The organism is uncultured Dysosmobacter sp. (genome assembly GCF_947631165.1).
GTDB lineage: Bacteria > Bacillota > Clostridia > Oscillospirales > Oscillospiraceae > Oscillibacter.
On record NZ_CANRKH010000038.1, the window covers coordinates 1 to 24,410 of the forward strand.

Consider the following 24,410-nt stretch of genomic DNA (forward strand, 5'->3'; position numbering starts at 1 on the left):
GCAGCCAGCGGCAGATGTCCAGCTCGTGGATGGCCACGTTGGTCACGCCGTTCTCGGTCTTGAAGCCCGGGCCCTGGGAGACGTTGCGGTGGCAGGCCTTGATGACCAGGGGAGCGCCCAGCTCGCCGGAGTCGATGATGCGCTTCATCTCGGCGTAGCCGCGGTCATAGTGGCGCATAAAGCCCACCTGCACCAGACGTTTGCCGATCTCCACCTCACGGTTGATGATCTCCTCGCAGTCCTTGGCGTTCTGGCTCAGGGGCTTCTCGCAGAAGCACCACTTCTCCTCAGCCAGGGTCTTCATCACGTAGTCGTGATGGGTGGGGTCGATAGAGGTGATGACCACGGCCTCCACCTCGGGGTCCTTGATCATACCGTCGCAGTCGCTGCCGTAGGACTTGATGCCGTATTTGGCGGCGGTGTCGTCAGCGGCGGCGGCCACATAGTCGGAGACGGCCACGACAGTGGCGCCGGGAACGGTCTCGATGATGCGGCGGCAGTGGTCCTTGCCGATAGCGCCGCAGCCGATGATGCCGATTTTCAGAACCTTATCCATGTTGATTACCTTCCTTACTTTTAAATTAGAAATTGGGAATGGGAAATTAGAAATTTTCGAAACGATCTGGTGGATACATTTAATATTAAAATGTAAGAATGATCTTCCTGCACTTGGGGCAGCGGGGAGGCGAGCAAAGCCCGCCCGAAAGGAAAGGGTCTAGGGGAAACCTGTGGTTTCCCCAGTTCTTTCGCCAGCGGCGAAAGAAGAAATTTTCATCATTTTCGGCAGGACATGTGCCTGCCGAAAATTCCCCGACCTGTGCGCCCTTGGGGCGTACACACCAGTCCGCAGACTGGTGGTGGGGGAGGTTGAGTGGGAGCCTGCTCCCCCTTGAGGATCAATATTTTCTAGCGTCCTTCACATGGGCCAGGTGGTCCTTGTAGGCCTCCACGTTTTCCTTGCGCTCGGAGACCTCGGTGTCGCCTACGCGCCACCAGGAGCCATAGCCGTCGGTCATGGTCTTGGGCAGGACCTTGATGTCAAACAGGACGGGCTGGTTCTTGACCTTCTTGGCATCCTCAAAGGCAGCCACCAGCTCCTCCATGGTGCGGATGGAATAGCTCTTGCAGCCGTAGCCCTCCGCCACCTTGGCGTAGTCGATATCCAGGAAGTCGCCGAACAGGCCGTCCTTATTGCGGTAGCGCAGCTCGGTGCACAGGGTCTTGTTACCGTGGCCCACCTGCAGGTTATTGATGCAGCCGAAGGAGGCGTTGTCGAACAGGCAGATGTTGACCTTCTTGTGCTCCATCACGGCAGTGACCAGCTCCCCGTGGAGCATGTTGAAGCTGCCGTCGCCGCACATGGCGTAGACCTCCCGCTTGTCACCGATGGCCAGCTTTACGCCCAGAGCGCCGGCTACCTCGTAGCCCATGGTGGAGTAGCCGTACTCCATGTTGTAGCAGTCGATGCCGGTGGGACGCCACATGCGCTGCATGTCGCCGGGCAGGGAGCCGGCGGCGCCGATGGCCACGTCGCCCTCGCTCATCATGGCGTTGATGGCGCCCAGAACAGTGGTCTGGCACAATCCGGCCTTCAGGTCCTTGGCGTAGCGCTTGGCGGAGTCGGCGTTGGCGTCGTTGATGATGGGCTTCCAGGACTTCTTGTCCTCAAAGACGATGTGGTCCAGACGCTCCAGCTCCTTGGCCCACTTCTCACGGGCCGCGGCGACCTCGCCGGTGTAGGGAGCCTTGTAGCCGTCCAGCTTGGCCAGCAGCCGGGGCAGGGCGTCCTTGGCGTCGCCCACCACGGGGATGGCGTCCATCTTCAATGCCTGGAACTCGGAGACGTTGATGTTGACGAACTTGCAGGTGTCCTTGAACAGCCACTTGGAGGAGGTGGTGAAATCGGTGTAGCGGGTTCCGACGCCGATGACCAGGTCCGCCTTCTTGGCGATGTCGTTGGCGGCGGAGCAGCCGGTGACGCCGACGCCGCCCAGGTTCAGGGAATGGGTCCACTCGATGGCGCTCTTGCCCGCCTGGGTCTCGGCGAAGGGGATGCCGGTGGCCTCGGCGAAGGCGCGGAACTCGGCGTGAGCCTCAGAGTAGCGGACGCCGCCGCCGCAGATCAGCAAGGGGCGCTTGGCCTTCTTGATAGCCTCGGCGGCGTCATTCAGCGCGGCCTCGGTGGCGGGGCGGCGCTCCAGGCGCCACACGCGCTTGGCGAAGAAGCTGACAGGATAGTCATAGGCCTCGCCCTCCACGTCCTGGGGCATGGCGATGCAGACGGCGCCGGTGTTGGCGGGGTCGGTCAGGACACGGAACGCGGAGATCATGGCGCTCATCAGCTGCTCGGGACGGACGATGCGGTCCCAGTAGCGGCAGACGGCCTTGAAGGCGTCGTTGGTGGAGATGGAGAGGTTGTTGGTCTGCTCCACCTGCTGCAGCACGGGGTCGGGCTGGCGGCAGGCGTACACGTCGCCGGGCAGTACCAGCAGGGGGATGTTGTTGGCGGTGGCGGTGCCGCAGGCGGTGACCATGTTGGCGGCGCCGGGGCCGACGGAAGAGGTGGCCACGCAGATCTGCTTGCGCTTCATCTGCTTGGCGAAGGCCACGGCGGCCTGGGCCATGCCCTGCTCATTCTGGCCGTGCCAGACCTCCAGGTGCTTGGCCTCCTGGGTCAGCGCCTGACCGAAGCCCACCACATTGCCGTGGCCGGGGATGATGAACACACCGCGGACGAAGCGGTTCTGAACGCCGTCCACCTCGATGAACTGGTTCTCCAGGAACCGGACCAGGGCCTGAGCCATGGTCAAACGAACAGTTTTCATGGGGATCGTACCTCCTGTCAATGATTGGGATAGATGTGGTCGTTGGCGTCGGCCTTCCACAGCCAGGCGTGCTCGGGGTCGTCGATGCGGGTCTTCAGCCAGGGATCGCCCTCCAGATGGCGGATGCCCCAGGCGTAGCACATGGCGTAGCCGGGCGCGGCGGTCTGGGAGTGGAAGCCGTGGTTGATGACGGACAGGCCGTTGTGGCCGGTCTTGTAGATCTCGCCGTTGGCAAAGCCAGCACCGAAACCGTCGGGATAGTCGAAGCGGTAGAAGTAGACCTCCGGCTGGGGATGGTGATGGGGGGGATAGGAGGACCACTTGCCGGGGCGGTTCAGCACCTCGCCTAGGACCATGTTGGAGAAGGGGGCGTTGTCATGGTCGAAGAAGGTCTTGATTTCCCGCTCCATGCAGCCCATCAGCTCGCCCTTGCCGCCGGCATACTGAGTCTGGACGGTGTCGGGGGTGTACATGACGGCCTCGTAGGGCTTTTCGTTGACAGTCTTCTGGATGTACAGCTCACTGTGGGCATGGGCGGTGAGGGTCACCTTGGTGCCTTTGCCAGCCAGCAGGCAGTAGGCCTCGTGGTGGAAGCAGTCGGGGCGGTCGGCCTCGCAGGTTTTGCCGTCCCACGCGTAGGTGACCTTGCCGGAGAACAGCAGCACGGCGATCTCCTTCTCAGCCTCCTCAAAGGTGAAGATGTCGCCGTCCTCCATCAGCAGCAGGCCCACGTCCATCTGGGTCCCCATATCGTCCACAGAGGCGTCGATATAGGTGTTGTAGCCGTTTTTCAGCTCGGCGTTTTTGTTAAAGTAGGTCATTGGAAACATCTCCTGCATGAAAATTAGGAATTAGGGATTAGGAGTTAGGAATTATCAAATCAGGCGGCTTTGCCGCTCTGCCTCATTCTCCTTCCGCGCCCGCAGGCGCAGAGAAAGGGAGTTGGGGGAGGACTGTGGGTCTTCCCCAGTTGATTTGCCTTTGGCAAATCAAAACATTCGAACATTTTCGCCGCGACATGTGCGTGGCGAAAATACTTTGACCCGTGCGCCCTTGGGGCGCACACCCCAGTGACCGATGTCACTGGGGAGGGGGAAGATCGAGGGGGGACGCAGTCCCCCTTCGATTAGAGTCCCGTGTGCTCCGCAATGTACTTGCGGCCCTTCATGGCGTACTCCAGAGGATTGGCCTTGGCAGGGTCCTGCTCGGCCTCCACCAGCAGCCAGCCCTGATAGCCGGCGTCGGAGAGCACCTGGAACACGGGATCGAAGTCTACGTCGCCGTCGCCGGGGACGGTGAAAGCACCGTTGCGGACAGCCTGCAGGAAGCTCCAGTTATTCTTGCGGGCCTCTTCCACCACGCTCAGGCGCATATCCTTCAGATGGACGTGGCCAACCCGGTCCACATACTTCTTCAGCATGGTCAGGGGGTCCTCGCCGGCGAAGGTGAAGTGACCGGTGTCATAGCACAGGAACACATAGCGGGGGTCGGTGTTGGCCATCATGCGGTCCGTCTCCTCGCTGGTCTGCACCACGGTGCCCATGTGATGATGGAAGCACAGCTTGAAGCCCCGCTCTACGGCGATCTTGCCCAAGGTATTCAGGCCGGCGCAGAAGCGGTCCCACTCCTCGTCGTTCATCACGTGCTTGTGGCCGCCGGTGAGGATGGGGGTGTCCATCTGGCCTTGGATGGAATAGCTCTGCTCGCTGACGTTGATGCGGTTGGCGCCCACGGCAGCCAGGAAGTCCAGGTTGGCGGTGAAGTCGGCAATCTCCTCCTCCATGGGACGGGTCAGGATGAAGGAAGAGTACCAGCGGCTGGCGATGCGCATGCCCCGCAGGTCCAGCGCCTTTTTCAGCTCGGCGGGATCAGAGGGATACTTGTTGCCGATCTCGCAGCCGGTGAAGCCGGCCAGCGCCATCTCACTGACGATCTGCTGGAAGGTGTTCTCAGCGCCCAGCTCCGGCATGTCGTCGTTGCACCAGCCAATGGGGGCGATGCCAAGGGAAACATTTTTGGGATCAAACATTGGAAATGACCTCCTTAAAAAAGTGTACATGTGATCATTGCCGCTGTCTGCGGCAGAATGTGTGTGCGTTCACAGAAACGCTTACAAAAACACACGGACGAAATCGTTTTCGTTCTTTATAAACGTATCATCGTTTTTACTGAAAATCAACGTTTTTTTGGAAAGAATTTTGATTTTTTCTGATTTAGCCAAAGACGTTTCCAGATTTTTTATGGATGTGACAGAAACTATCGACCGCTGCTTTCAATGGCAGGCCGGCAGTGGACGGCCAGGTCGCACTGAGCGCTTTCTGCAGGCGCAGGGAACAGTTCTGCGGCATCTCTTAAGGAATTTGCAAATGTGCACAAAAAATGATGATGTTTTTTTCAGTAATAAACAGAATTTGCACAAGCTCCTTGACGGGCCTGTTTTCTTTATGCTAGGATAAAACCGCATTCACCGGGGATACTAATCGTTTTCGCTGACAGCCAGAAAAGGGGGTCCCCCTTTTCCACGCCTTGTACAAGGCGTGGAAATATGTTGGTTTTCAACGAAAATATGGTTTTGCATTTCCGGAAAATCAAAAAAGGAGAAAAGAAGTTATGAAAAAGTTTTTCGCACTGCTCTTGGCTCTGGTCATGGCCCTCTCCCTGGTCGCCTGCGGCGGGGATAAGGCCGAAGAACCCGCCAAGACCGACGAGCCCGCCAAGACCGAAGAACCCGCCGAGCCCGCCGCTGAGGAGTATAACATCTCCGTCATCCTGAAGACCACCGCCTCTGAGTACTGGGGCTATGTGGTGGCCGGCGCTGAGGCTTATGAGAAGGATCATCCCAATGTTCACGTGGAAGTGAAGGGCGCTACCTCTGAGACTGCTTACGAAGAGCAGCAGAACATGATCGAGACCGACATGAACAATGCCGATATCGACGGTTATGTCATTGCTCCCCTGCAGGCCGACATGGTCGCCAACATGATTTCCGGTCAGACCAAGCCCATCGTGGCCGTTGACACCAACATCGACGCCCCCGAGGTCCTGTCCTTCGTCGGCACCGGCAACGAGGCCGCCGGCAAGCTGGGCGGCGAGGCCGCTGCCAAGCTGGCCAAGGAGCGCGGCTGGGAAGAGATCAAGTGCATCGAGATCGCCGGCGTGCAGGGCGACTCCACCAACGAGGCCCGTATGAAGGGCTACGCTGCCGGCATCGAGGCCGCTGGCGGCACCTTCCTGTATGACGAGGTCCAGTATGCCAACGCCGTGGCCGACCAGGCCGTGACCTGCATGGAGGCTATCATGCAGAACCATCCCGAGGGCATCGCCGTGATCTGCGCCAACAACGACGATATGGCCATGGCCGCCGCCCGTGCCGCTGCTGGCAATGCCGCTTATGAAAACACCGTGTTCCTGGGCTTCGACGGTATCCAGTCCGCCTGTGAGTCCATCCTGGCCGGTGAAGAGACCATGTCCGTCTGCCAGCAGGGCTACAAGATGGGCTATGAGTCTGTCGACGCCGTCATCCGCGCGCTGCAGGGCGAGACCCTGGACGAGTTCATCGACGCCGGCGCCACCGTGGTCGATCCCTCTACCGCCCAGGCCCGTCTGGAAGAGCTGCAGGGCTATCTGGCCTGATTCAAAGGCTCCTATCCGAAGTTAGTGTAGTTTGACCGAGATTGGGCCCCGTTCCGGCAAAACTGGGGCGGGGCCCTCTGTATATCGCAGAGCGCCGGAGAGTCCGGCGCGGGGCGAAAGCCCCCTCTTTTCCCGCCTCGGGCGGGAAGCTGGTTTGGTATCCCCCTATCGGGAGAAAATGAGGTGATTATTCAGGTGAGCGAATACGTAGTTGAACTGAAAAACATAACCAAGCGATTTCCAGGTGTGGTTGCCCTGAAAGATATGCAGCTCGCTGTCAAGCCCGGTGAGATCCACGGCCTGATCGGCGAGAACGGCGCGGGCAAGTCAACCCTGATCAAGGTCCTCACCGGCGTGCATCTGGCTGACGAAGGCGAGATCTACGTGAACGGTGAGAAGCGGGTTTTCAAAAATCCCAACGAGTCCGCGGCGGCGGGCATCGCCTGCGTGTATCAGGAACTGAATATGGAGCGGCTGCTGAGCATCACGGACAATATTTTTATCAACAAGTGGCTGAAGAAAGGCGCGCTGCTGGATTACGACACCATGCACGCCAAAGCCGCCGAGGTCATGAAGTCCCTGGGCCAGGATGTGGACCCCCGCAAGGCGGCCGGCACCTTCGGCATGGGCGTGCAGCAGATGATCGAGATCGCCAAGGCGGTTTTGATCGACGCCAAGATGATCATCATGGACGAACCAACCTCATCCCTGGGCGAGAAGGAAGTGGCCGAGCTGATGAAGACCTGCCGGGAGCTGAAGGCCCGGGGCATCGGCATTCTGTTCGTCTCCCACAAGCTGGAGGAGCTGTTTGAGCTGTGCGACCGGGTGACGGTCATCCGGGACGGCGAGTACATCGAGACCCGGGACATCAAGGACTGGACCAACGACTCCCTCATCACCGCCATGGTGGGCCGCACCCTGGAGAACCAGTTCCCCAAGGAGTTCGGCACCAAGGGCGAGTGCATGCTGAAGGTGGAGGACCTGCGGATCGGCGGCGTCCTCAACGGCGTCAGCTTTGAGGCTTACGGCGGACAGATCCTGGGCCTGTCCGGCCTGGTGGGCGCAGGCCGCACCGAGACGGTGCGCGCCGTGTTCGGCGCCGACCCCCTGGACGGCGGCAAGATCTATGTCAAGGGCAAAGAGGTCAAGATCAGGAGTCCCAAGCAGGCCATCAAAGAGGGCATCGCCCTGCTGACGGAGGACCGCAAAGGCTCCGGCCTGGTGCTGGGGCAGACCATCCGCACCAATCTGATCATGTCCAGCTTCAAAAAACACAGCGACGGTCCCTTCCTGAACGAAAAGCGCATTGAAGAGACCGGCCAGGGCCACATCGAGTCGCTGCGGATCAAGACGCCCTCCATTGATGAGATCGTGGGGCAGCTGTCCGGCGGCAATCAGCAGAAGGTGGTCATCGGCAAGTGGATCAACTCCGACGCCGATATTTATATCTTTGACGAACCCACCCGCGGTATCGATGTGGGCGCCAAGGTCGAGGTCTACAATGTTATGAACAGCCTGGTCAAGGCTGGAAAATGCGTGATCATGATCTCCTCTGAAATGCCGGAGATCCTGGGCATGAGCGACCGCGTGGTCGTCATGCGCGGCGGCCGCGTGATGGCCACCGTGGAGCGGGACAGCAAGCATTTCAATCAGGAAGATATCATGAAGGCGGCATGGGGAGGAACTTTAGATGAAGAATAAGAAGAGCGGTTCTGGTTTCCAATTGGGCACGCTGCTGGCCCTGGTGGTCATGTGCGTGATCCTGGCAGTTGCCAATAAGAATTTCTATAGTCCCAGCAATATCATGGGCATCCTGAAGCAGACCACGTTCAACGCCTTCCTGGCCACTGGTATGCTGCTGTGCCTGATCACGGCTGGTATCGACCTGTCCGTGGGCGCCAACGCCGTGTTCTGTGCCTGCGTCATGGGCGCCATGAAGCAGGCCGGCGTCACCAGCGGCCTGCTGATGATGGTGGTTGCCATTGCGGCCGGCGGCCTGATGGGCTTTGTCAACGGCACGCTGCTGACCCGACTGCACCTGCCCCATCCCTTCGTGTCCACCCTGGGCATGAAGAACGTCCTCTGGGGCGCGGCGTTGATGGTCACTGGCAGCCAGATGGTCAACAAGTTCCCCTCCTCTGTGGAGTGGCTGGGCGTGACTACCCTGGGTTCCTGGGGCGGCGGTTTCCCCGTCGGCTTTATCGTGGTGATTGTGCTGTATATCATTATGCACATCTTCCTGAGCAAGACGGCTCTGGGCCGTTCCATCTACTGCGCCGGCGGCAACATAGAGGCGACCCGTCTCTCCGGCATCAACACCGCCAACGTGCTGACCTTCTGCTATACCCTGTCTGGCGTCATGGCGGCTCTGGGCGGTATCTACTCTGTGGGCCGCAGCGGCATTTGCAATGGCTCCAACGCTAACTATCCCTATGATACCGACGCCATCGCGGCCTGCATCATCGGCGGCGCCTCCTTCACCGGCGGCAAGGGCACCATGATCGGCACCATGCTGGGCTGCCTGATCATCGCCGTGCTCCGCAACGGCTTCACCATGCTGTCCATCGACTCCGCCGGTCAGAACATCGTGCTGGGCCTGGTCATCATCCTGTCCGTTCTGATGGACGTGATCCGCGAGCAGATGGAGGCCAAGCGCCGCCGTCTGGCCGCTGCCAAGTAAGATCCCGTAAAACACAAATAGTCACTTTGGGGCGCGGGGCTTTGCCCCGTGCCTCTTTACCTGAAAAACTGGAGGACTTTTTATGAAAAAACTTCGTATCGGCATTGCCGGTCTGGGCCGCCTTGGCAAGGTCCATGCCCAGAATATCGCTTTCAAGATCCCCAACGCGGAGCTGACTGCCGCCTGCTCCATCATGCCCGCTGAGCTGGAGTATGCCAAAAATGAACTGGGCGTTACGGATGTGTACACCGACTACAAGGAAATGCTGGCCAAGGCCGATATCGACGCCGTGGTCATCGTCACCACCTCCTCCGAGCACTGCTGGCAGATCGAGGCCGCCCTGGATGCGGGCAAGCACGTTTTTTCTGAAAAGCCCCTGGGCGTGGACGTGGACCAGTGCAAGCAGGCGGAAGCCGCTGTGGAGCGCCACCCCGACCTGACCTTCATGCTGGGCTTCATGCGCCGGTATGACAAGTCCTACTCCTACGCCAAAAAGCAGATCGAGGCCGGCGCTATCGGCACGCCCTATCTGGTGAAGGCCACCGGCATCGACCCTGAGGCCTTTGTGGATGGCGCGATCCGCTTCGCCAAGACCTCCGGCGGCATTTTCCTGGACATGGCCATCCACGACATCGACCTGATGCGCTGGTTCCTGGGCTGTGAGGCCACAGAGGTCTATGCCATGGGCGCCACCTTCAAGCATCCCGAATTCAAAGAGGCTGGGGACGATGAGACCGGCGTGGCTGTCTACAAATTTGAAAATGGCGCCATGGGCATGGTCCATGTGGGCCGTACTGCTCCCTATGGCTACCATGTGGAGACTGAGATCGTAGGCACTGAGGGTACCATCCGCATCTCTGCCGTGCCGGAGAAGAACCTGGCCAAGATCTACGGTCCCAACGGTGTGTGCACCGAATGCGTCGGTTCTTTCCCTGAGCGGTTTGAGGAGGCCTATCTCATTGAGATGGAGGAATTCGTGAACTGCACCCTGGCAGGCACCAAGCCCGGCACCACCGTCTACGACGGCACCAAGTCCACCGCCATCGGCTATGCCACTACCGAGGCCTGGCGCACCGGGAAGATCGTCAAGCTGTAAGAGCAATCGAAAGTCCGGCTGGAAGGAACCAGCCGGACTTTTTTAGCTTGTTTACAAAATGTTCCTTGTTTTCGCGGCCGAGGGGTTGTACCATAGAAGCAGGAAAGGAGCGATGGCCCTTGAAAAGAATACGCGTGATCGCCGCTTTGCTGGCGGTGTTGCTGCTGCTGACCGCCTGGACGCCGGCGCCCCGAGAGGCGGGATCCGGAAAAGCGTCCGTCGAGGCTCCTGCCGCGACACAGGCGGCCGCTGTGGAGCCAGCCGGCGCCGCACTGCCGGAAGAGGCATGGCGGATGATCCTGGTGAATCCTTGGAACACCCTGCCGGAGGATTTCACGGTGGAGCTGGAGACGCTGTCCAACGGCATGAAGGTGGACAAGCGGATCGTGAAGGACCTGAAGGACATGCTGGCAGACTGCCGCAAAGCGGGCCTGCGGCCCATTATCTGCTCCGCGTATCGGCCCCAGGCGACCCAGGAGCGGCTGTATAAGAACAAGATCGCCCGCCTGCGGGCCGCCGGATATACCCAGGAGACGGCGGAGAAGGAGGCGGGGCGCTGGGTCGCGGTACCCGGCACCAGCGAGCACCAGACAGGACTGGCGCTGGATATCGTGGCGGCCAGCTACCAGGTGCTGGACAAGAAGCAGGAGTCCACCGCCGAGCAGAAATGGCTGATGGAGCACTGCTGGGAGTATGGCTTTATCCTGCGCTATCCCTCGGACAAGAGCGAGATCACCGGCATCGGCTATGAGCCGTGGCACTATCGCTACGTGGGCAGGGAGACGGCAGCGGCTGTTCGGGACAGCGGGCTGTGCTTTGAGGAGTATTTGGACAGTCTGAAAACGGCGAAGGCCCCTCAGATGAAAACAGAGAAACCTCAGGAGACGGCGGGAGCCTCCTGAGGTTTTCCTTTTGATCAAGCCGTCATACTGTTTATAGTCAAAAAACTTTAAAAAAGTTTTTAATTGCGGCGCATCGCGCCGCCGCGCCTACGTTGCGCAGGAAAAGTATGGACGTTCATCCACAGACGGCTTCGCCGCCGGGGCCGCATAAGCGGCCCCATAAAACAATTTCATTGTTTTATGAGTGATTAGTATCAGGGCTGCCACTGGCACCGGTCCAGATCCACTGTTCCGTCCAGCCGGAAGAGCACACCCTCTGCTTCCAGCAGCGCCCTCTGGGTCCTGGGAGCGAAGGTGTCGAAGCAAGGCTTGGTGCCGCCGAAGCGGTCCACGACCCGGTGGCAGGGAACGGCGGGGTCCTTGCAGCCAGACACGGCGTAGCCCACGGTCCGGGCACACCGGGGCATCCCGGCCAGACAGGCGATCTGCCCGTAAGTGGCTACTTTACCGGCAGGAATGTGCTTTATAATAGCATAAAATGCATTGAAGACCTGCCCACTCACCGTTCCCGCACCTCATACAGGTCCATCCGCCGGGCAGACAAGATGGGGAGCTGCTGCCGTATAGCCTCCAGACGGGCCAGATCCAGATCGGCATACAGGGTCGTTTTCTCGCCGCCGGCGCGGCACAGCACCGTCCCCCAGGGATCCACGGCAATGGAGTTGCCGTAGGCCACATATCCAGCGGTCTCGTCCCGGGCGGGAGAGACGCCCACGGTGAAGCACTGGTTATCCACCGCCCGCTGGCGGAACAGCAGCTCCCAATGGGCGGGGCCGGTAGTCATGTTGAAGGCCGCCGGGACGAAGAGGACCTTGGCGCCCCGCAGGCACATGCACCGAGCCAGCTCTTCAAACCGCAGATCGAAGCAGATGCACAGGCCCATGGTCCCAAACTCCGTCTCAAAGGTGGTGACGGCATTTCCTGGGGAAAGGGTATCGGACTCACGGAACCGCTGGCCGCCCGCCACGTCGATGTCGAAGAGGTGGGCCTTTCGGTGTTTGCCCACCAGCGTTCCCCGGCGGTCATAGACATAGCTGGTGTTGTAGACATGGCCATCCGCCAGCTCCGGGATGGAGCCGCCCACAATATAGATGCCCAGTTCTGCCGCCAGGGCCGACAGGGCGGCCTGGACAGGGCCGTTTTCCGCCTCTCCATACGCCCGGAAGCAGTCGTTTTGATAGGGACAGCAGAACATTTCCGGCAGGACAGCTATATCCGCGCCGTTTCTCGCCGTTTCCTGGAGCTTTCCCAGGGCGGTTTGGATATTCTGTTGTTTATCCGCCGTCACCGGCATTTGGATCAGTGCGACACGCATCATGAATACCTCCTATAGATACTCCCGCAGCACCAGTTCCGTGGCGCCGCCGTCGGGAGAGAGAATGAGACGCTTGACCTTGGGGTGGTTGGCATACTCTGCCCGGATGCAATCCCGCAGAGCGGTGCCGCCGTGGCAGCCGTGGATCAGCCGGATGCGGTAGGTCCCGGCTTTGGTCCGGCGCAGCAGAGCGTCCACCGTCACCTTGGCCTGATAGGTATTTTTACCGTGGAGATCCACAGTCAGTGTTCCAGCGTCCATAGGACGGCCTCCTGCTCATATGGATTTGGCGAAATTGCCGGAGAGTGGGAAACAGCGCCTGAAAGTTTGGTCATTCTCATTGTATCACAAGCAAAAATGTGTTACAATGCAGAAAAAGAAATCAGGAGGCTGTTTTCATGGCGGTTTATACAGAGACGAAAACCTACCACACCAAGGCTCACATGGGCATGATCGACGTGACGGGGGATTTTCAGCATGCGGTGACAGAGGCCTGCAAAAAATACGGTATTTCCGCCGGGACCATCACTGGCTTTACCACCGGCGGTGTGGCGGGCTTGACGACCCTGGAATTTGAGCCGGGCATGGTGAACCATGATTTAAAAGCGGCGCTGGATGTGTTCTCTCCCTATCTGGACGAAAAGGGGCGGGTCGTACCTTATTGGCACCACGAGACCTGGCACGACGACAATGGCTCCTCTCACATCAAGGCGGCGCTGCTGTCCCCCTTTATCACCGTTCCCTTTGTGGCGGGAAAGATCACGGTCGGTCCCTGGCAGAACCTGACTCTGGTGGAGTGCGACACCCGGGACCGGGTACGGGATATCGTGTTTCAGGTGATGGGCGAATAAAAAACTATTATATTGCCAACAAAGGCTAATATAGTAGCCGGTTTAGGCGCTTCAAGCCTTGGCGGCTGGAGGAAAAACAAAGGAGAATCCCATGCTGAACTCAACACTGTGCTATCTGGAACGGGGCGATGAATACCTGATGCTCCACCGGATCAAAAAGAAAAACGACCTGAACCACGACAAATGGATCGGCGTGGGAGGCAAATTGGAGGAGGGCGAAAGCCCCGAGGACTGCATCCTGCGGGAGACCCAGGAGGAGACGGGATTGACGCTGACGGAGTACCGCTACCGGGGCCTAGTGACCTTCGTCTCCGACCAGGCGCCGACGGAGTATATGCATCTCTTTACCGCCACGGGCTGGACAGGGGCGCCCCGTGTGTGCGACGAGGGAGAGCTGGCCTGGATCAAAAAGGCGGACCTGCTTTCCCTGACCCTGTGGGAGGGGGATCGGATATTTTTGGCCCTGCTGGACCAGGACACGCCCTTTTTCTCCCTGAAGCTGCGGTATGAGGGAGAGAAACTGGCGCAGGCGGTGCTGAACGGGCGCGGGATCGTTCAGACCGACGGCCAATAAAGGAGGAACAACGATGGGTGGGAAACTGCTGCTGTTTGGTTTTGAGTCTCTTTTGCAGATCCTGGCGCTGGAGGCCGCCGTCAAGCCCTTTGACGTGGAGCTGGTGCCGGTGGCCCGGACGGATTACAACAAGACCCTGGCGGTGCTGGCGGGATTGGACGCGGCCCCCGGTCCGGTGCAGCCCTATGCCGGCGGGACCCTGGGAGGCCGGATGATCGTGCTGTGCGGACTGGCGGAAAAGCTGGACGCCCTGCTGCCGGTCCTGGCCAAGGCGGGAGCGGGACCTGACTGCATGAAGGCGGTGCTGACGCCCCATAACCGGAGTTGGAACGCTGTGACGCTGTACACGGAGCTGCTGCGGGAGCGGCAGGCCATCCAGGGAAAGTCATGAAGATCCTGATCTCCGCTTGTCTGCTGGGAGCCTGCTGCCGGTATGACGGGGCGTCCAAGGCCCATCCTCTTGTGGCGGAGCTGGCGAAGCGGCACACGCTGGTGCCGGTCTGCCCGGAGCAGTTGGGGGGCTTGCCCACGCCCCGGCCGCCGGCGGAGCGGCAGGGGGACCGGGTGGCGACCCAAGCGGGCGACGTGACGGCGCAGTACCGCCGGGGAGCGGAGGAAGCGCTGCGGCTGTATCAGCTGCTGGATTGTGAGGCGGCGGTGCTGAAGGAGCGCAGTCCGTCCTGCGGGAAGGGCCTCGTCTATGACGGCACATTTACCGGCACGCTGATTGAAGGGGATGGCGTGACCGCAGAGCTGCTGGCGGGCCAGGGCATCCCGGTATATGGGGAGTCCCGGATCGAAGAGCTGCTGAAATGACGGCGGCATAGCTGCCGTCATTTTTTACAATTTCCGACTGGATTTTTATCCAGTACTCATGGAAAAGCAACCTTGCAATGGGTTCGCACTTTCTGTATAATATATCAAAATAGCGAAGGGAGGGACCGCAATGCTGCGTTTGATGCACGGGAGCTTTACGGCGGACTCTTTTTCTTATTTTTTCTTCCTTTTTTGACCGGCAGTGGTGCCGGTATTTTTTTTGCCTGTATGAAAATTGATTGAGAGGAGAAAACAAATGAAAGAAAAGACTACCATTGGACAAGCTCCCATTCGGGACGCCCGGGTCCTGGGCGTACCTAAAATGCTGATCCTGGGATTACAGCACATGTTCGCCATGTTCGGCGCCACTGTGCTGGTGCCCATCCTGGTGAATACCTACGGTCTGCCCCTCTCCATCCAGACGACCCTGCTTTTCGCCGGCGTCGGCACGCTGTTCTTCCACGCCTGCACCAAAATGAAGGTCCCCGCCTTCCTGGGGTCCTCCTTCGCCTTCCTGGGCGGCTTTGCCGCCATGGGAGCCATGGACCAGGGCGTCTACGCCGCTATGGACGGCGCTGAAAAGCTGCAGTACGCCTGCGGCGGCATCGTGGTGGCGGGCCTTCTGTATGTGGTGCTGGCCGCTATCATCAAGGTGGTGGGCGTCCATCGGGTGATGCACTATCTGCCTCCCGTGGTCACCGGTCCTATCATCATCCTCATTGGCCTGAACTTGGCCCCCTCCGCCGTGAACAACGCCGCCACCTGCTGGTGGCTGGCCCTGGTGAGCATGGCCATCATCATCGTCTGCAACATCTGGGGCAAGGGCATGGTAAAGATCATCCCCATCCTGCTGGGCGTGGTCGGTTCCTATGTAGTGGCTCTGGTCGCCGGCAAGGTGGATTTCTCCGGCCTGGATGTAGCGGGCCTTACCGGCGGTATGACGCCTATCTTCGGCTTCCAGCCCTTCTTCACCGATTTCGGCGGCAATGTGGCCAAGTTCGACATCTCCGCCATCCTGGTGATGGCCCCCATCGCCATCGCCTCCATGATGGAGCACATCGGCGATATGTCCGCCATCTCTGCCACCGTGGGCGAGAACTTCATCGAGGATCCCGGCCTCCACCGCACTCTGATCGGCGACGGCATTGCCACATCCCTCTCCGCCATGTTCGGCGGCCCCGCCAACACCACCTACGGAGAGAACACCGGCGTGCTGGTGCTGTCCAAAGTCCACGATCCCCGGGTCATCCGCCTGGCGGCCATCTATGCTGTGGTGCTGTCCTTCAGCCCCGCCTTCGCTGCTATTGTTAACTCCATCCCTGCGGCTATCATCGGCGGCGTCAGCTTCATCCTGTACGGCATGATCTCCGCCATCGGCGTGCGGAACGTGGTGGAGAACCAGGTGGACTTCACCAACAGCCGGAACCTCATTATTGCTGCCGTCATCCTGGTGTGCGGCCTGGGCTTCACCGGCGGACTGACCTTCCAGGTGGGTGGGGCCTCCATAACCCTGACCTCTCTGGCCATCGCCGCTATCGCCGGCATCATCCTCAATGCCATCTTGCCCGGCAACGACTTCCACTTCGGCAAGAGCGCCAACTCCGATTCTTCCGCCAACCTGGGCAAGTATTAAGGCAACGCCGCACAAATGCGTCTGTGGCACTTTGCGGAAAAATTATGCCATCAATGCGTTGCAAAACCTTGAAATACGTCTAGTATTCCTGCGGTTTTGCGTCTTTTTCTGGTAGAAATTTTACGCACAAATTGCTCTTGCCGGTTTATGCGGTATCGCCATAAGAAAATGCCAAAAAGAGACCGCTGCGGAGCAGCGGTCTCTTTTTTTGCCGTTCATGCTCTGGACAGGTAGTCCCTGCAGCACTTCCGTGCCTGCTCCGCGACGGTCCCTTCGTCGATGGTGACCAGATGACCGTCCCGGACCACGATCCTGCCCGCCACGATGGTGCAGTCCACCGGTCCCCGGAGGCCCACGGTGGCCAACACGTCGGCGGGGCTGTACTCGCCGCCCACCAGCTCCAGGCGGTGGGAATCCACCAGGAACAGGTCGGCGCACTTGCCCACTTCCAAAGAGCCGATGTCGTCCCGGCCCAGCAGGCAGGCGCTGCCCCGGGTCGCCAGTTTCAGCACCTGGTAGCCGGAGGGGGCCGCTTTGCTGCTGTTCAGCCGGTGGAGCAGGTACGCCGCGCGCAGCTCCTCCATGAGAGAGGAGCCGTCGTTGCTGGCGGAGCCGTCCACCGCGAGGCCCACGGGAACGCCCAGAGCCAGCATCTCCGGGACACGGGCGATGCCGGAGGACAGCTTCATATTGGAAATGGGGCAGTGGGCCACGCCGGTGCCGGTGCGGGCCAGCTCCCGCAGCTCCTCGCCGTTGAAGTGGATGCCGTGGGCATACCACACGTCCGGGCCGGTCCAGCCCAGGGAGGCCATGAATTCCAAGGGCCGGACGCCGTGGTTTCGCAGCATATAGGCTTCTTCGTCCTTGGTCTCGCATAGGTGGGTGTGGAGCCGGACGCCGTATTGCCGGGCCAGGATGGCGCTCTGCCGCAGCAGTTCCGGACTTACGGAGAAGGGGGAGCAGGGGGCCAGTGCCACCTGCCGCATGGAGCCGGGGCGGGGATCGTGGTAGGCCTCAATGACGCGGGCAGAATCCCGCATGATCTCATCCACCGTCTGGACCACACTGTCCGGCGGCAGTCCGCCGTCCTTGCGGCTCAGGTCCATACTGCCCCGAGAGGCAAACATGCGGACGCCCAGCTCTTCAGCGGCGGCAAATTGGGCGCCGATCAGGTCGCCGGCTCCGGCGGGGAAAACGTAGTGGTGGTCAAAGCAGGTGGTGCAGCCGTGCTTCAGCAGCTCGCCGCAGCCCGTCAGGGTCGAGAGGCGGACCACCTCCTGGTCCAGTCCCTTCCAGATCTCATACAGGGCCGTGAGCCAGTCGAACAGCTCCATGTTCTGTACTTGGGGCAGGTTCCGGGAGAACACCTGATACAGGTGGTGATGGGTGTTGACAAGGCCGGGATAGCACCAGCAGTGGCTGCAATCGATGGTGGTATCGGCAGACAGGGGAAGCTCAGGGCCGATGCAGCGGATGAAGCCGTCCTCACAATAGAGGTCCGTATGCTCCAGGATGCGGTCCTCCTCGTCGCAGGTGATCAGCGCTTGCAGATTTCGCAGCAGGATAGAGGCCATTTGGGATGCTCCTTTCAATGATAGGATCGGATATAGCGGATCAGTCGGTCACAACTTCGTAGGGCCAGTCCCTGATGCCGCCGAAATCATAGATGTTGCTGTATCCCAGCTCCGTCAGCCGGACGGAGGCAAGCTTGCTCCGGTTCCCGCTCCGGCAATAGACCAGGACTGTCGTATCCTTGGCGGGTATGCTGTTCCCAGCAGTTTCAGCGTTGATGGTGCCCAAGGGCAGCAGGACCGCTCCGGGGACATGGCCCTCCGCGTATTCGTCAGGCTCCCGGACATCCAGGATCATAGCCGTGCCGTCCATCATATTTTTGGCTTCCTCAGGCGTGATGGAGGTATAGCTCCGCAGGGCTGAGGAACTGTCTGTTACTAGTTCCATCAGATAACCATAGCCCTCGGCCTCCATGGCATCGTATGAGATGAACCGCAGGGCGGCGCTGTTGATGCAGTATCTTGTGCCGGTGGGGGAATCGGGATCGCCCTGGAATACATGACCCAAATGGGAGTTGGCAGCTCTGCTGCGGACCTCGAGCCGGGAGGAGCTGTCTGAGGAGTCGCTGATGAAGAAAAAAGTATTGATATCCATGCCCTTGGAGAAAGCAGGCCAGCCGCAGCCGCTTTTAAATTTGTCGGCGGAGGAAAACAGCGGCTCACCGGAGACCACGTCCACATAGATGCCCGGCTCAAAAAAATTCCAGAATTCGTTATCAAAGGGAGGCTCTGTTCCGTTGTTTTGCGTCACGTCAAACTGCTCCTGGGTCAGCGCCGCCCGGATGGCCTCGTCGTCCGGGCACCTGTAATCGCCCGGATCAATGAGCATCTGCCGAATCTGTCCGATTTTTCCCATCGCGATATGGCAATAGCCGTTGGGATTTTTATCCAGGTAGTTCTGGTGGTATTCCTCCGCCAGCCGGAAGTCTCCCAATGGTTCGATCTCTACGAAAAATTCGGGATAGCGGCTCCGCTCGATCTCCGCGATCCGGTCCACGGTCTCCTTGTCTGCGCCGCTGGTATAGTAGACGCCGGTCTGGTACTGGCTGCCGATGTCCGGCCCCTGGCGGTCCTGAACTGTGGGGTCGATCACATGGAAAAAAGAGAACAGAATGGCGTCCAAACTGATCTGGTCCGGATCGTAGGTGACCCGGACCGCCTCCCGGAAGCCGGTGGTGCCGGTGCAGACATCCTCATATGTCAATTCCCGGTCTTTCTCCCAGGTGCCGTTGGCATAGCCGGTGACTACCTCCAGCACACCGGGGATGGCCTCCATGCACCGCTCCAATCCCCAGAAGCAGCCGCCGGCCAAATAGATATCCCGTTTGTTATGTTCCAGTGACGGCGGATCTTCAGCTGTTTCAGGAGCCGGCGGAGCGGCGCATCCATGCAGCAGCGTTAAGCTCATTAGAAAAAGGAAGATTTCAGAGATTCGCTTTTTCATATCCTACCTCCAGGGTTGATGCACTTTGTTCAATGAGGATATATATTTTATTATCTCATATCGCGGAGGTGAAATCAATACAAAGGCGAGACTGCGCCGCGGCCCTGGCAGGAACGGCCATCAAAGGACAGAAAAGCACAAAAAAATAGACCGCCGATGGCGGTCTATTTTTACGCATACATTGAACTCAGGCATTTTTGGACATGGCCCTCTGCAGCCAGTCCTTACCGTCCACAAAACGGGAGACGATGTAGCTGACCACATAGTCGCCGGCGGCATTGATCATGGTGGCGGGGGGGTCCACCAGATTGCCGATGGCCACCAGGATGGGGAAGGCCACGTCGATGTTCTCCGGGAAGAAAATGGAGCAGATGATGTACTCGCCGATGTAGCCGCCGCCGGGGACGCCGCTCATGCCCACAGAGGACAGCACGGCCACCAGGACGACGGGGATCAGCTTGCTGAAGCTCAGGTCCTGGCCCACCACACCCAGAACAAAGGCAATCTTCAGCACGCAGGAGAAGCAGGAGCCGTCCATGTGCATGGTGGCGCCCAGGGGCAGCACCATGTCGCTGACATCCTTGGAGATGCCGGTGGCTTTGGCCTCCTCCATATTGGTGGGGATGGTGGCCACGGAGGAGCAGGTGCCCAGGGACACCACGGCGGGCTTGGCGATGTGCTGGAACATGGTCTTTACGCCGCCCTTGCCGCCGCCGAACCATGCGAACAGGGGCCAGGCAGTGAAGATGTAGACGAAGCACAGGGGATAGTACAGCAGCAGGGCGCGGCCGTAGTTCTCCACCACCTGGGAGCCGTAGCTGGCCACCAGGTCGGCGAAAATGGCCAGGAAGGCGATGGGGGCGTAGTAAGTGACGATCTGGATGAACTTCAGCATCACATTGGTCAGGTCCTCCAGGAACTTGCCCACAGGAGAGTCTCCGCCGCCGTTCAGGTTCACGGCGAAGCCGAACAGCAGGGAGAATACGATCAGGGGCAGCATGGCCCGGCGGGACAGCAGGCCCACAAAATCCTCAGCAGTGAAGAAGTTGACGACCATCTCGCTCATGGTGGCGTAACCGCCCATCTCCTCATGGGGCAGCTCCACCCAGGGGGTCAGGACCGGGGGGAAGAGCTTGACCAGCACGAACATGATGACGGCGGCGATAGCGCCGGTGACGACGAAGGTGGCCACGGTGACGCCCATGATCTTTCCAGCCCGCTTGCGGCTCTTCATGTTGGCCACAGCGCTGGAGATGGACGCGAACACCAGAGGCACCACGATGCAGAACATCATATTGATGAACACGGTGCCGAAGGGCTTGAGAACGGTGGCGCCGGCGCTGATGGTGTTGCCGTCGGCATCCTTCACCACGGGCCAGATGAAGCCAATGATGGCGCCCAGGATCATAGCGCCCAGCATCAGGGCTATGAAGCGGTAATTCTTGGCGATGGACTTCTTTTCCATACTTGATCTCCTCCTATTTATTTACACACACTATTTTGCAAGGCAGAGGTCCTCGTCGGTGACCTCGCCTTTGCAGACGATGTTGGTGGGGCCGGTGAGATACAGGCCCGCGATATGGGAATGGACGCGCTCCACGTCGACGAACAGGGTCCCGCCGGCCATGTCCGCCCGGACACCCCGGCCGCTGACCTTTCCCCGCAGCGTCAGGACCGCCGCCACGGAGCCGGTGCCGGTGCCGCAGGCGTAGGTGAAGTCCTCTACGCCCCGCTCAAAGGTCCGCTCGTAGATGTGGTCCTCGCCGATGATCTCATAGAAGTTCACGTTGGCGCCCTTGGGAAAGACGGGGCTCCAGCGGAGCTTTCGTCCCAGCTCCCGCAGAGCGTTGGCGTCGGTGTTCCGCAGATCGTGATAGGGTATCACGGCGTGAGGCAGACCGGGGTCTCCCAGCTCCACATAGGAGCAGGCATACTTCACGCCGTCTACCTCTACAGGGCAGTCCAGCTGGATGGTGGTGGGGTCGTTGAGCCGGATCTGATAGAGGCGGCTGTCGATCCGCCGTCCGGTGACGATGCCCGCCGTGGTCTCCACGGTCTGGGTCTCGCCCGCCAGGCCGTTCTCGTAGCCGTACCGGCAGATGCACCGGGCGCCGTTGCCGCACATCTCGCCCATGCTGCCGTCGGAGTTGAAGAACAGCATTTTATAGTCGCCGCCCTGGGTTGGGGCGTCCACCACCATGAACCCGTCGGCGCCGATGGACAGGTGCCGCTCGCAAAGGGTCCGGGCGATGATGGGGAATACGTCGGCGGGCAGATGCTCCTCCAGATTGTTCAGCACCAGAAAGTCATTGCCGGCGCCGTTCATTTTCCAGAATTTCAAAAGAACCCCCTCCTTCCTATCATCCTCAATGATATGATATTGTATTATAACAGCACCGGGCATCGGAGAACACTGGAGAATGTGCTGAAAATCATGCAAATCATGCGGCATAGTTGAGGAATTTTATTTGATTTCCGGCGGTAAAAGCAGTATGATAGCCTCAATGAACAGAGGGCGGTACGCCGGACGCTGAAAACGGCCCGAAACCGTAGCCCATTGTTTGCCGCGGATATCAAATAAGACCGGGAAAGCGAGGCGCAGGGTCATGCCGAGAAAAAACGCCAGGAACACCAAGGGCCGCATCATCTCAGCGGCCTGGAAGCTCTTCTATGAGCAGGGATACGATAATACCACGGTGGAGGACATCGTTTTTGAATCTGAGACCTCCAAAGGTTCCTTCTATCATTATTTCAATGGGAAGGACGACCTGATGGGGACCCTGGCCAACGTTTTTGACGAGAAGTATGAGGAGCTGATGGAGGTCATGGACCCCGGCCTGGACGCCATGGAGAAGCTGATCTATCTGAATCACGAGCTGTTTGCCATGATCGACGGCGGCGTTTCCATGGATTTGCTGGCACGGCTGCTGTCGACCCAGCTCCTGGCCCGGGGGGAGAAGCATCTGCTGGACCGAAACCGCACTTATTTCAAGCTGCTGCGGCAGATCATCAGCGAGGGACAGAAGGCCGGACAGCTGCGGGCAGACCGAACAGTGAACGACATCGTAAAGGCATACGCCCTGTGGGAGCGGGCGCTGCTGTATGATTGGTGCCTGTCCAACGGGGACTATTCCCTGGTGGACTATACCGACAGTGTGACGCCTATGTTTTTAGAGAGCTATCGGGCCAGAGAGCGTGGATATAATTGATATTTTATTTTTTGACAATATTGCATACTAAAAATCGTACAGATGAAAAATGCTGATATAAAAAGGAAAATCTGATATTTTTAACAATGCAGTATAGAATAAATTCTATACTGCATTCTGCATTTCATTCTTGTATAAAGTATGGTATGATGACTGACATTGAAACGCAAAAGGAGAGAGAATACCATGACGACCGCACAAATCTGTATTATGGGCACGATCATTTTGTATCTTTGCTTCGTGATCGTGACCGGCATTATGATCGGACGCAGAAGCAAAAAGAGCGCTGAAGGCTTTTACCTGGGCGGACGCAGCATCGGCCCCCTGGTGACGGCCATGAGCGCCGAGGCGTCCGACATGAGCAGCTACCTGCTGATGGGTATCCCGGGACTGGCCTATCTCAGCGGCGTGGCTGACGCCAGCTGGACCGCCATCGGTCTGGCGGTGGGTACTTATTTGAATTTCCTGCTGGTGGCAAAGCGCCTGCGCCGCTACAGCGTGAAGCTGGACGCCATCACCATCCCCAGCTTTATCTCCAAGCGCTACGGTGAGAAGAGGCCGGTGATCATGTGCATCTCCGCCCTCATCATCCTGATCTTCTTTGTGCCGTATGTGGCTTCCGGCCTGGCGGCTGTGGGCAAGCTGTTCAACAGCCTGTTTGGATGGGATTATATGATGGCGGTGATCATCGGCGCCATCGTCATCATCAGCTATACCTCCGTGGGCGGGTTCAACGCCGTGGCGACCATGGACCTGATCCAATCCATCATTATGACTGCCGCTCTGACGATCATCGTGGTATTCGGCGTCGTGCAGGCCGGCGGTATGGGAGCGGTGATCGAACACGCCAGTACGCTGCCCGGATTTTTGAACTTCGGCCAGACCTATAACGCGGCGACCGGTCAGGCTGAGCCATACGGGATGATCCGCATCGTGTCCATGATGGCCTGGGGACTGGGCTACTTTGGCATGCCTCATATCCTGGTGCGTTTCATGGCCATTCGGGACGAGAAGGAACTGAAAGTGTCCCGCCGCATCGCCTCCGTCTGGGTCGTGATCTCCATGGGCGTGGCGGTATTTATCGGCATTGTGGGTCATGCGGTGTCCGCTGCCGGACGCATCCCCTTCCTGGAGGGAAGCGCTACCGAAACGGTGATCGTAAAGCTGGCTGACCTGCTGTCTAACTATGGCATCTTCCCGGCTGTCGTGGCCGGCTGCATCCTGGCGGGCATTTTGGCCGCCACCATGTCCACCGCAGATTCCCAGCTGCTGGCCGCTTCCTCCGCTTTTTCCGAGAATATCGTGCAGGATGTATTTGGCGTCAAGCTGACGGAAAAGCAGACCATGCTGGTGGCCCGGCTGACTGTCGTGGTCATCGCGGTGATCGCCATCTTCCTGGCCGCCGATCCCAACAGCAATGTGTTTACCATTGTTTCGTTCGCCTGGGCGGGATTCGGCGCGGCCTTTGGCCCTGCGATCCTGTCGGCCCTGTTCTGGAAGCGCAGCAACCGCCAAGGCATCCTGGCTGGCCTGGTGGCTGGCGGCGCCATGGTATTCGTGTGGAAGTTCCTGGTCCGTCCCATCGGCGGCGTGTGGGATATCTATGAGCTGCTGCCTGCGTTTGTTGTGGCCTGTGCTGCCATCGTGGTGGTGAGCCTGCTGACCGCGAAGCCTGACGCTGAGATCGAAAAGGCGTTTGAGGAAGTCAACGCTGCATAAGAGAACTGAAAGATTTGACCGCATGTGTGAAAAACATGCGGTCGAATTTTTTTTGGAAAACCCGAAAAAAGGAGTTGACAAACGGGCGGTGATTTGGTATTCTAACAAAGCTGTCTGACAGCCCGGACGGATGACGGCCGCT

The 24,410-nt window shown here is 59.3% G+C and carries 23 protein-coding genes; 12 read left to right on the top strand and 11 right to left on the bottom strand.

Annotated features, from left to right (window positions below; genetic code table 11):
* From Q0Z69_RS13855 to iolE, 4 genes are all read right to left on the bottom strand, one after another.
* On the bottom strand, positions 1–556 hold a 556-nt coding region (locus Q0Z69_RS13855), incomplete at its 3' end, for a Gfo/Idh/MocA family protein (protein WP_298034799.1).
* Positions 557–896: 340 nt separating this feature from the next.
* Entirely contained in the window at positions 897–2,825 is a 1,929-nt protein-coding gene (iolD, locus tag Q0Z69_RS13860; protein ID WP_298034802.1) for a 3D-(3,5/4)-trihydroxycyclohexane-1,2-dione acylhydrolase (decyclizing), read from the bottom strand.
* A gap of 17 nt (positions 2,826–2,842) precedes the next feature.
* A complete protein-coding gene (locus Q0Z69_RS13865) occupies positions 2,843–3,646 on the bottom strand; it encodes a 5-deoxy-glucuronate isomerase (RefSeq protein WP_298034804.1) in 804 nt (267 codons plus the stop codon).
* Between the two features lie 305 nt (positions 3,647–3,951).
* Complete coding sequence (iolE, locus tag Q0Z69_RS13870; protein ID WP_298034806.1) at positions 3,952–4,854, bottom strand: myo-inosose-2 dehydratase; 903 nt, start codon at positions 4,852–4,854, stop codon at positions 3,952–3,954.
* 581 nt (positions 4,855–5,435) lie between these two features.
* Here iolE and Q0Z69_RS13875 point away from each other — a divergent pair.
* From Q0Z69_RS13875 to Q0Z69_RS13895, 5 genes are all read left to right on the top strand, one after another.
* A complete protein-coding gene (locus Q0Z69_RS13875) occupies positions 5,436–6,458 on the top strand; it encodes a sugar ABC transporter substrate-binding protein (RefSeq protein ID WP_298034808.1) in 1,023 nt (340 codons plus the stop codon).
* Positions 6,459–6,641: 183 nt separating this feature from the next.
* Positions 6,642–8,159 (top strand): sugar ABC transporter ATP-binding protein, encoded by a 1,518-nt coding sequence (locus tag Q0Z69_RS13880; RefSeq protein ID WP_367272319.1) that lies wholly within the window; start codon positions 6,642–6,644, stop codon positions 8,157–8,159.
* The gene (locus Q0Z69_RS13885) at positions 8,149–9,138 is read left to right on the top strand and encodes an ABC transporter permease (protein WP_298034811.1); all 990 of its coding nucleotides are present in this window, start codon (positions 8,149–8,151) and stop codon (positions 9,136–9,138) included. Before Q0Z69_RS13880 ends, Q0Z69_RS13885 begins: the two co-directional genes overlap by 11 nt.
* Before the next feature lie 82 nt (positions 9,139–9,220).
* A complete protein-coding gene (locus tag Q0Z69_RS13890; RefSeq protein WP_298034814.1) occupies positions 9,221–10,234 on the top strand; it encodes a Gfo/Idh/MocA family oxidoreductase in 1,014 nt (337 codons plus the stop codon).
* A gap of 119 nt (positions 10,235–10,353) precedes the next feature.
* Positions 10,354–11,136 (top strand): M15 family metallopeptidase, encoded by a 783-nt coding sequence (locus tag Q0Z69_RS13895; RefSeq protein WP_298034816.1) that lies wholly within the window; start codon positions 10,354–10,356, stop codon positions 11,134–11,136.
* A 194-nt stretch (positions 11,137–11,330) separates the two neighbouring features.
* Here the strand turns inward: Q0Z69_RS13895 and Q0Z69_RS13900 are convergent, their stop codons facing one another.
* From Q0Z69_RS13900 to Q0Z69_RS13910, 3 genes are read right to left on the bottom strand one after another with little or no spacing between them, the layout of a single operon-like run.
* The gene (locus tag Q0Z69_RS13900) at positions 11,331–11,639 is read right to left on the bottom strand and encodes an MGMT family protein (RefSeq protein ID WP_298034818.1); all 309 of its coding nucleotides are present in this window, start codon (positions 11,637–11,639) and stop codon (positions 11,331–11,333) included.
* A complete protein-coding gene (locus Q0Z69_RS13905; RefSeq protein ID WP_367272320.1) occupies positions 11,636–12,454 on the bottom strand; it encodes a carbon-nitrogen hydrolase family protein in 819 nt (272 codons plus the stop codon). The genes Q0Z69_RS13900 and Q0Z69_RS13905 overlap by 4 nt, the downstream gene beginning before the upstream one ends.
* A gap of 9 nt (positions 12,455–12,463) precedes the next feature.
* Entirely contained in the window at positions 12,464–12,712 is a 249-nt protein-coding gene (locus Q0Z69_RS13910; protein ID WP_298034821.1) for a Smr/MutS family protein, read from the bottom strand.
* 137 nt (positions 12,713–12,849) lie between these two features.
* Here Q0Z69_RS13910 and Q0Z69_RS13915 point away from each other — a divergent pair, with 137 nt between their 5' ends.
* The 5 genes from Q0Z69_RS13915 (at position 12,850) to Q0Z69_RS13935 (ending at position 16,325) form a co-directional block, all read left to right on the top strand.
* A complete protein-coding gene (locus Q0Z69_RS13915) occupies positions 12,850–13,302 on the top strand; it encodes a YjbQ family protein (RefSeq protein ID WP_298034823.1) in 453 nt (150 codons plus the stop codon).
* Positions 13,303–13,393: 91 nt separating this feature from the next.
* Positions 13,394–13,876 (top strand): 8-oxo-dGTP diphosphatase, encoded by a 483-nt coding sequence (locus Q0Z69_RS13920; protein ID WP_298034826.1) that lies wholly within the window; start codon positions 13,394–13,396, stop codon positions 13,874–13,876.
* 13 nt (positions 13,877–13,889) lie between these two features.
* Positions 13,890–14,267 carry a DUF3783 domain-containing protein gene (locus tag Q0Z69_RS13925; RefSeq protein ID WP_298034828.1) on the top strand — a complete coding sequence of 126 codons (378 nt, stop codon included), beginning with the start codon at positions 13,890–13,892 and terminating at the stop codon, positions 14,265–14,267.
* Complete coding sequence (locus Q0Z69_RS13930) at positions 14,264–14,692, top strand: DUF523 domain-containing protein (RefSeq protein WP_298034831.1); 429 nt, start codon at positions 14,264–14,266, stop codon at positions 14,690–14,692. Before Q0Z69_RS13925 ends, Q0Z69_RS13930 begins: the two co-directional genes overlap by 4 nt.
* A 256-nt stretch (positions 14,693–14,948) precedes the next feature.
* Complete coding sequence (locus Q0Z69_RS13935; protein WP_298034833.1) at positions 14,949–16,325, top strand: uracil-xanthine permease family protein; 1,377 nt, start codon at positions 14,949–14,951, stop codon at positions 16,323–16,325.
* A gap of 215 nt (positions 16,326–16,540) precedes the next feature.
* On the opposite strand, the gene Q0Z69_RS13940 is transcribed toward Q0Z69_RS13935, so the two are convergent.
* The 4 genes from Q0Z69_RS13940 to dapF all read right to left on the bottom strand — a co-directional run bounded on the left by Q0Z69_RS13940 (position 16,541) and on the right by dapF (position 21,681).
* On the bottom strand, positions 16,541–17,899 hold the full coding sequence (locus Q0Z69_RS13940; RefSeq protein ID WP_298034835.1) for an 8-oxoguanine deaminase: 1,359 nt from the start codon (positions 17,897–17,899) through the stop codon (positions 16,541–16,543).
* A gap of 40 nt (positions 17,900–17,939) precedes the next feature.
* Complete coding sequence (gene msrB, locus Q0Z69_RS13945) at positions 17,940–19,340, bottom strand: peptide-methionine (R)-S-oxide reductase MsrB (RefSeq protein ID WP_298034836.1); 1,401 nt, start codon at positions 19,338–19,340, stop codon at positions 17,940–17,942.
* Between the two features lie 187 nt (positions 19,341–19,527).
* Positions 19,528–20,805, bottom strand: coding sequence for a dicarboxylate/amino acid:cation symporter (locus tag Q0Z69_RS13950; RefSeq protein WP_298034837.1), 1,278 nt, complete (start codon positions 20,803–20,805; stop codon positions 19,528–19,530).
* 30 nt (positions 20,806–20,835) lie between these two features.
* Entirely contained in the window at positions 20,836–21,681 is an 846-nt protein-coding gene (gene dapF, locus Q0Z69_RS13955) for a diaminopimelate epimerase (protein WP_298034839.1), read from the bottom strand.
* 265 nt (positions 21,682–21,946) lie between these two features.
* On the opposite strand from dapF, the gene Q0Z69_RS13960 reads away from it, so the two are divergent.
* Together Q0Z69_RS13960 and Q0Z69_RS13965 are read left to right on the top strand one after the other, a co-directional pair.
* Positions 21,947–22,549 carry a TetR/AcrR family transcriptional regulator gene (locus tag Q0Z69_RS13960; protein ID WP_298034843.1) on the top strand — a complete coding sequence of 201 codons (603 nt, stop codon included), beginning with the start codon at positions 21,947–21,949 and terminating at the stop codon, positions 22,547–22,549.
* Between the two features lie 186 nt (positions 22,550–22,735).
* Positions 22,736–24,268 (top strand): sodium/proline symporter, encoded by a 1,533-nt coding sequence (locus tag Q0Z69_RS13965; protein WP_298034846.1) that lies wholly within the window; start codon positions 22,736–22,738, stop codon positions 24,266–24,268.
* Positions 24,269–24,410: the final 142 nt, after the last annotated feature.

Excerpts from the sequence above, each read along its gene's own strand:
- iolD (WP_298034802.1), bottom strand. The coding sequence starts at position 2,825 with ATGAAAACTGTTCGTTTGACCATGGCTCAGGCCCTGGTCCGGTTCCTG.
- iolE (WP_298034806.1), bottom strand. The coding sequence starts at position 4,854 with ATGTTTGATCCCAAAAATGTTTCCCTTGGCATCGCCCCCATTGGCTGG.
- Q0Z69_RS13950 (WP_298034837.1), bottom strand. The coding sequence starts at position 20,805 with ATGGAAAAGAAGTCCATCGCCAAGAATTACCGCTTCATAGCCCTGATG.
- Q0Z69_RS13885 (WP_298034811.1), top strand. The coding sequence starts at position 8,149 with ATGAAGAATAAGAAGAGCGGTTCTGGTTTCCAATTGGGCACGCTGCTG.
- Q0Z69_RS13890 (WP_298034814.1), top strand. The coding sequence starts at position 9,221 with ATGAAAAAACTTCGTATCGGCATTGCCGGTCTGGGCCGCCTTGGCAAG.
- Q0Z69_RS13920 (WP_298034826.1), top strand. The coding sequence starts at position 13,394 with ATGCTGAACTCAACACTGTGCTATCTGGAACGGGGCGATGAATACCTG.
- Q0Z69_RS13965 (WP_298034846.1), top strand. The coding sequence starts at position 22,736 with ATGACGACCGCACAAATCTGTATTATGGGCACGATCATTTTGTATCTT.
- Q0Z69_RS13905 (WP_367272320.1), bottom strand. The coding sequence starts at position 12,454 with ATGATGCGTGTCGCACTGATCCAAATGCCGGTGACGGCGGATAAACAA.
- Q0Z69_RS13925 (WP_298034828.1), top strand. The coding sequence starts at position 13,890 with ATGGGTGGGAAACTGCTGCTGTTTGGTTTTGAGTCTCTTTTGCAGATC.
- Q0Z69_RS13865 (WP_298034804.1), bottom strand. The coding sequence starts at position 3,646 with ATGACCTACTTTAACAAAAACGCCGAGCTGAAAAACGGCTACAACACC.
- Q0Z69_RS13915 (WP_298034823.1), top strand. The coding sequence starts at position 12,850 with ATGGCGGTTTATACAGAGACGAAAACCTACCACACCAAGGCTCACATG.
- Q0Z69_RS13910 (WP_298034821.1), bottom strand. The coding sequence starts at position 12,712 with ATGGACGCTGGAACACTGACTGTGGATCTCCACGGTAAAAATACCTAT.
- Q0Z69_RS13960 (WP_298034843.1), top strand. The coding sequence starts at position 21,947 with ATGCCGAGAAAAAACGCCAGGAACACCAAGGGCCGCATCATCTCAGCG.
- msrB (WP_298034836.1), bottom strand. The coding sequence starts at position 19,340 with ATGAAAAAGCGAATCTCTGAAATCTTCCTTTTTCTAATGAGCTTAACG.
- Q0Z69_RS13875 (WP_298034808.1), top strand. The coding sequence starts at position 5,436 with ATGAAAAAGTTTTTCGCACTGCTCTTGGCTCTGGTCATGGCCCTCTCC.
- Q0Z69_RS13930 (WP_298034831.1), top strand. The coding sequence starts at position 14,264 with ATGAAGATCCTGATCTCCGCTTGTCTGCTGGGAGCCTGCTGCCGGTAT.
- Q0Z69_RS13940 (WP_298034835.1), bottom strand. The coding sequence starts at position 17,899 with ATGGCCTCTATCCTGCTGCGAAATCTGCAAGCGCTGATCACCTGCGAC.
- Q0Z69_RS13935 (WP_298034833.1), top strand. The coding sequence starts at position 14,949 with ATGAAAGAAAAGACTACCATTGGACAAGCTCCCATTCGGGACGCCCGG.